The organism is uncultured Abyssibacter sp. (genome assembly GCF_964000955.1).
Lineage (GTDB): Bacteria > Pseudomonadota > Gammaproteobacteria > Nevskiales > OUC007 > Abyssibacter.
The window spans coordinates 1-5,090 of the sequence record NZ_CAXFCL010000359.1 but is presented as its reverse complement, the minus strand read 5'-3'; the positions used below and the strand labels follow the sequence as shown (position 1 = coordinate 5,090).

The window sequence follows — 5,090 nt, the reverse complement described above, 5'->3', positions numbered from 1 at the left end:
GGCGGCTTCAACGTGTATTCCGCCGAGGTGGAAAAGGTGATCCTGGGCCACCCCGCCGTGCAGGATTGCGCCGTCATCGGCGTGCCGCACGAGAAATGGGGTGAGGCCGTCAAGGCGGTGATCGAACCCAAGGCCGGCCAGTCCGTCGACCCCGACGAGATCATCGCGCTGTGCAAGGAAAAGCTCGGCGGCGTGAAGGCCCCCAAGACCGTGGACGTATGGCCGGAGCTGCCGCGCAGCAACGTCGGCAAGCTGCTCAAGCGCCAGGTTCGCGATCAATTCTGGGCCGGTCGCGAGCGCGCGGTCGGCTAGCCGCGCCCACCCAACTCTGACGGAGTACCTCATGAATCAGGATGTCATCGTCGCCGGTGTCGGCATGGTGAAGTTCGCCAAGCCCGGCAAGTCCGAGACCTATCCCGAAATGGCGTCGCAGGCCACGCGTCTGGCGCTGGAAGATGCCGGCGTCGCCTATGCCGACGTGCAGCAGGCCTACGTCGGCTACGTGTACGGCGACTCCACCTGCGGCCAGCGCGCGCTGTACGAGGTCGGCATGACCGGAATCCCGATCTTCAACGTCAACAACAACTGTTCCACCGGATCGTCGGCGCTGTTCATGGCGCGTCAGGCGATCGAGGGTGGCGCCGCCGACTGCGTGCTGGCGCTGGGTTTCGAGCAGATGCAGCCGGGCGCGATCAATACCCACTTCAATGACCGCCCCAGCCCGTTCGGGCGCTTTGACGACACCGCCGAAAAGCTGGTCGGCCATGACGAAATCCCGCTGGCGATCCGCTACTTCGGCGGCGCCGGCAAGGCGCACATGGACGAGTTCGGCACCAGCCTGACCACCTTCGCGAAAATCCGCGCCAAGGCCAGCCGGCATGCGGCGAAGAATCCGCTGGCGCTGTTTCGCACCGTCGTCTCCGACGACGAGGTGATGGAATCACCAACGCTGTGGCCCGGGGTAATGACCAAGCTGATGGCCTGCCCGCCCACCTGCGGCGCGGCCGCCGCGGTGATCTGCACCCGCGAGTTCGCCAAACGCCACGGCCTGGATGACAGCGTGCGCATCCGCGCCCAGGCGATGACCACCGACAAAGACGTGACCTTCGCCTCCGGCGACATGCGCGAAGTGGTCGGCTACAGCATGGCCGTCGACGGCGCCAGGCAGGTTTACGAGGCCGCCGGCATCGGACCGGAAGACGTCGACGTCGTGGAATTGCATGACTGCTTCGCGCAGAACGAGCTGCTCAGCTACGAGACGCTGGGGCTTTGCGGCCGTGGCGAGGCGGAAAAATTCGTGCTGGATGGCGACAACACCTACGGCGGCAAGGTCGTGACCAATCCGTCCGGCGGACTGCTGTCCAAGGGCCACCCGCTGGGGGCGACGGGTCTCGCGCAATGCACCGAGCTGGTCCGGCAGCTGCGTGGGCAGGCCGAGGAGCGCCAGGTCGACGGTGCCCGCATCGCCCTGCAACACAACCTGGGGCTGGGCGGCGCCTGCGTGATCACGCTCTACGAACGCACCGGCTGACAGGAACAGGTATTCGCCAGGCTAATCAAACGGCTGTAAACAGCAGATCAACCGCACCGAGAAATTCGTCTCGGTGCGATTCAAGGTTGCCAACGGGTTTACCGAGTTCGGACATCGGCACGGATGCCAGTTCCGCGGCTGAGAGATAGCAGCGTTGCCCCGCGACCGTCACAACCGGATTGAGCCGGGTCATCAGGGCCTCGGTATCCCGACCGGACGCGAGCAACGGAGCCATGATCCGGGTGCCGAGCGCACTCAGCATCTCGTGCTGTAAATCGATGACGAACGGCGCCCATTCGCGGGACCGGGGATTCGGATTTTCGTAAACGTCGAACTGCGCCATCGCTCAGAAACGCCGAAATGCAGCAAGCGCGGGACCCCGCTTTTCCACGCGTTCGTTATACGCCTCGACTGCGGCGCGATTCTCTTCAACCCACGCCTGCCGCTCACGGTCCAGGATCTCCCGTTCCAGACCGCGTTCCAGCGTCTGAGAGAGATTGACGCCCAACTCTCTCGCGCGCGCCTTCAGTGAAGCACGAATACGCAGATTGACGGGGGTCTTCTCTTCGGAATCAAGAACAGGTTGCATTCCAACAAATCCGCTCAATATATGCGCCCATTTTATGCGCCCGCCACTGAGCAGTCCACCGGCGGTATTCCGGTAGATGGACATTCCGATCATGACTCCCGCTTCATTAAGCTCTACAAGCGCACCGCGTAACCCAACCTTCCACACACGAAAAACAGGCAGCAGAAAGTCTGCTGCCCGTCCCGTATCGCCGGATCAGGCCTTGGCGGCGAGATTCTTCTCACTGAGCGCGCGGACCAGACCCGCGGTGTCGGCGATGCCGTGCCCGCCAGTGGCCGAATCGATGATGATCGTTCCCTCCCCCTTGGAGCAGCTGATCAGCGCATCACGCCAGTCCACGCCTTCCAGCACCCGCATCACGTCGCGATCGTCCAGACCGCGGACATTGTCGCCCATGGTCTTGGCCGCCCGCACCATGCCCTGGGCGATGGTCTCGCGGGACTCGGCAAACGCCCCCGCCCGTTCCATCAGCGCCTGGGCGTCCGCTTTGGCCTCGCCCACCCGCTCGATCCGGATGGCTTCGGCCTTGGCCGTCGCCGCATCCTGCTGCCGCAGCGACGCGATCACGTCGTTACTCGCGGCCTGAATTTCTTCCGAGGGTGTCGGCTCGTCGACCACAACGTTGCGAATGTGGAAACCGTTGTTGCTGACGAAGGCCTCCAGGTCACGCATCACGTTGTTCTCGATCTGATCCTTGTCCTCGAACAGCTCATCGAGCTTCATCGACGTGGCGTGCGAGCGCACCTCCTTGGCGGCCAGCGACAGGATCTGCTGCGCCGCGTCCTCCAGGTTGTAAGCGGCCGCGTAAACCGTTTCCCTGGTCGATTCGTCAACCTCGTAGAACACCTGCAACGGCATGTCGACATAGGCGTTGTCCTTGGTCTTGACGCGAACCGTCTCCTGCTCGTGCAGCAGCGCCGTCGACAACTGCACATCGACCATCTCGATGAACAGCGGGATCTTGAAGTTGAGACCCGGTCGGGCCACGCGGACGAACTTGCCGAAGCGCGTGATCGTCTTGACCCGTTTGGGCTGAACGATGACGACCGCCTGTATCAGCAACAGCACGGCGACGACAATCAGTACAGCGGTGATACCGATATTCATGACAATCCTCCCGACAAAGAATGAATCATATCGGGCAAGTCAACGATGAGCCCGATATGTCAAATATAATTGATTATTTCAGGGAATTTGTCAACCATGGTTGACATAATTCGCTCTTGCTTGAAAATGGTTCCGGAGGTGACCTCATGATCCACCATGAAGCCAGCCGGGAATTCCTGCTGGGAACACTGAAAGCGGAAAAGGCCCGTCACGGCCTCACGTTCGAGAACCTGAGCCAGCGTCTGAAAGCCATCGGAATCGAGCAGAGCGCGTCCAATCTCGGCAGCAAGTTCTCCACCGGCGTGATGAGCGCGCAGCTGTTCATCGCCCTGCTCTCCGTCCTGGAAGTGCGCTCGCTCGCCATTCCGCCCACCGAAACCGACGATTCAGCGGAATAGCCTACGACCAACGTCCGCTCGAACCACGACGCGCAACACCTATTCGATCAGGTGCATCTCCCGCGCGATCTGCACGGCCTGGATGCGGCTGCTGGCGCCGAGCTTGGAGTAGATGTTCTTGAGGTGGAACTTGATCGTGTTCTCGGATACGAACAGCTTGCCGGCGGCGGCCTTGTTGCTCGCCCCGGCGGCGACCAGAGCGACGATCTCCTCTTCCCGCTCGGTGAGTGGATCGATCAGCTCACGCGCGGGCTGAATGGCCAGCGACCCCTGCAATCTCGCGTGCTTGAGATGCTTCAGCAGATCCCGGGCGTAGTCACGCAAGGCATCCGGCCAGTGCGGTGCCTCCTGTTTCACCGTGGCGCTCAGCAACTTGGCCAATGCCTGCCCTTCGTCCAGGAAGGCGCGAACGAAGCCCCCGGCGTGACCGAGTTCCAGTGCCCGGGTCAGCTCCGCCTGCGCCTCATCGCGATCATGATCGCAGTGCAGCGCCAACGCGTTGAGAATCATCAATCGAATCTGACGGCGGACGCGGCCTGAGGCCTCGGCGACCGGCAGCGCCTGACGAACACGCTCCAGGGCATCGCGACCGCGGCCATCGTGCAATGCGAGGCGAATGCGACCGATGACCTCGTCGTTGATGTCCTCGTTGAAGCGCATCACCTCCGTCGACTGCGTGGGCGTGGCTGGCGGGATGCGGCTGGCGATCTTGTGCGCATGCTCCAGCCGGCCGGCGATCAGCTCCCGGCGCACCCGCTCCCACCCGATGATCCGGATCAGCCGACGCCAGCCACCGGCGTAGGCCAGCGTGGCGAGCTGATCCAGCAGCGCATCGCCCTGGGCGTGTTCGCCGATCGCGTCGAGACTGCGTACGCGGGCGAACTGAGCCGCCATCAGGAAATCCGGCAGCGCGGCATCCTGCACGTCACGGAAATGTTCGTAACAGGTCGCGAGCTGGTCCAGTTCGTTGGCTTCGTACAGTGCATCCATCATCACCGCGGACAACGCCGCGGAGGCCATGGAACCGTCCTCTTCCAGGCGCTTGTCCTCGGCGCCCTGACGCATCTGGTTCAGCGCATCGTTGACCCGACCACGGACCAGCGCATCCGCGCCGATGAGCGCCAGCGAATACCCCCAGCTGAACACGGTGCCCGACATCTCCCCGTGCGCGCGCGCCTGCACCAGATAATCATGCGCGCTTTCGAAATCACCCCGGCACAATGCCGCGAACGCGAGCACGTTTGCCGCCGCGCCGCACTCGAAGGATTCGAAGCTTGACGCGGCCATCTCGTCGACGATCGCCCGACTGGCGGCCTGTTCGGAGCGTTCCAGATCGTCCTGGAGGATGTAGATCATCGATGCGACGACATGCGAACCGTGCCGGCTCTCCGGCACCTCGCGACGGCAATTGCGCTCGATGGTCCACAACACTGGCGGCAGCTGCGCCTGGCGTCGGAGAAAGGTC

At 63.1% G+C, this 5,090-nt stretch carries 6 protein-coding genes and 1 pseudogene; 3 read left to right on the top strand and 4 right to left on the bottom strand.

Annotated features, from left to right (window positions below):
* A pseudogene (locus ABNS06_RS17550) lies at positions 1–312 on the top strand (hypothetical protein); the annotation flags it as partial.
* Positions 313–343: 31 nt separating this feature from the next.
* On the top strand, positions 344–1,531 hold the full coding sequence (locus tag ABNS06_RS17545; protein WP_348675902.1) for a lipid-transfer protein: 1,188 nt from the start codon (positions 344–346) through the stop codon (positions 1,529–1,531).
* Between the two features lie 25 nt (positions 1,532–1,556).
* On the opposite strand, the gene ABNS06_RS17540 is transcribed toward ABNS06_RS17545, so the two are convergent.
* The 3 genes from ABNS06_RS17540 to ABNS06_RS17530 all read right to left on the bottom strand — a co-directional run bounded on the left by ABNS06_RS17540 (position 1,557) and on the right by ABNS06_RS17530 (position 3,227).
* Entirely contained in the window at positions 1,557–1,874 is a 318-nt protein-coding gene (locus ABNS06_RS17540; protein ID WP_348675901.1) for a CcdB family protein, read from the bottom strand.
* Positions 1,875–1,877: 3 nt separating this feature from the next.
* A complete protein-coding gene (locus ABNS06_RS17535; protein WP_348675900.1) occupies positions 1,878–2,204 on the bottom strand; it encodes a type II toxin-antitoxin system CcdA family antitoxin in 327 nt (108 codons plus the stop codon).
* Positions 2,205–2,315: 111 nt separating this feature from the next.
* Entirely contained in the window at positions 2,316–3,227 is a 912-nt protein-coding gene (locus ABNS06_RS17530) for an SPFH domain-containing protein (protein WP_348675899.1), read from the bottom strand.
* A 146-nt stretch (positions 3,228–3,373) separates the two neighbouring features.
* Here ABNS06_RS17530 and ABNS06_RS17525 point away from each other — a divergent pair, with 146 nt between their 5' ends.
* A complete protein-coding gene (locus ABNS06_RS17525) occupies positions 3,374–3,625 on the top strand; it encodes a DUF6471 domain-containing protein (RefSeq protein WP_348675898.1) in 252 nt (83 codons plus the stop codon).
* A 39-nt stretch (positions 3,626–3,664) separates the two neighbouring features.
* On the opposite strand, the gene ABNS06_RS17520 is transcribed toward ABNS06_RS17525, so the two are convergent.
* Positions 3,665–5,090, bottom strand: a 1,426-nt coding sequence (locus ABNS06_RS17520; RefSeq protein ID WP_348675896.1) for a LuxR C-terminal-related transcriptional regulator, incomplete at its 5' end; no start/stop codon positions are given.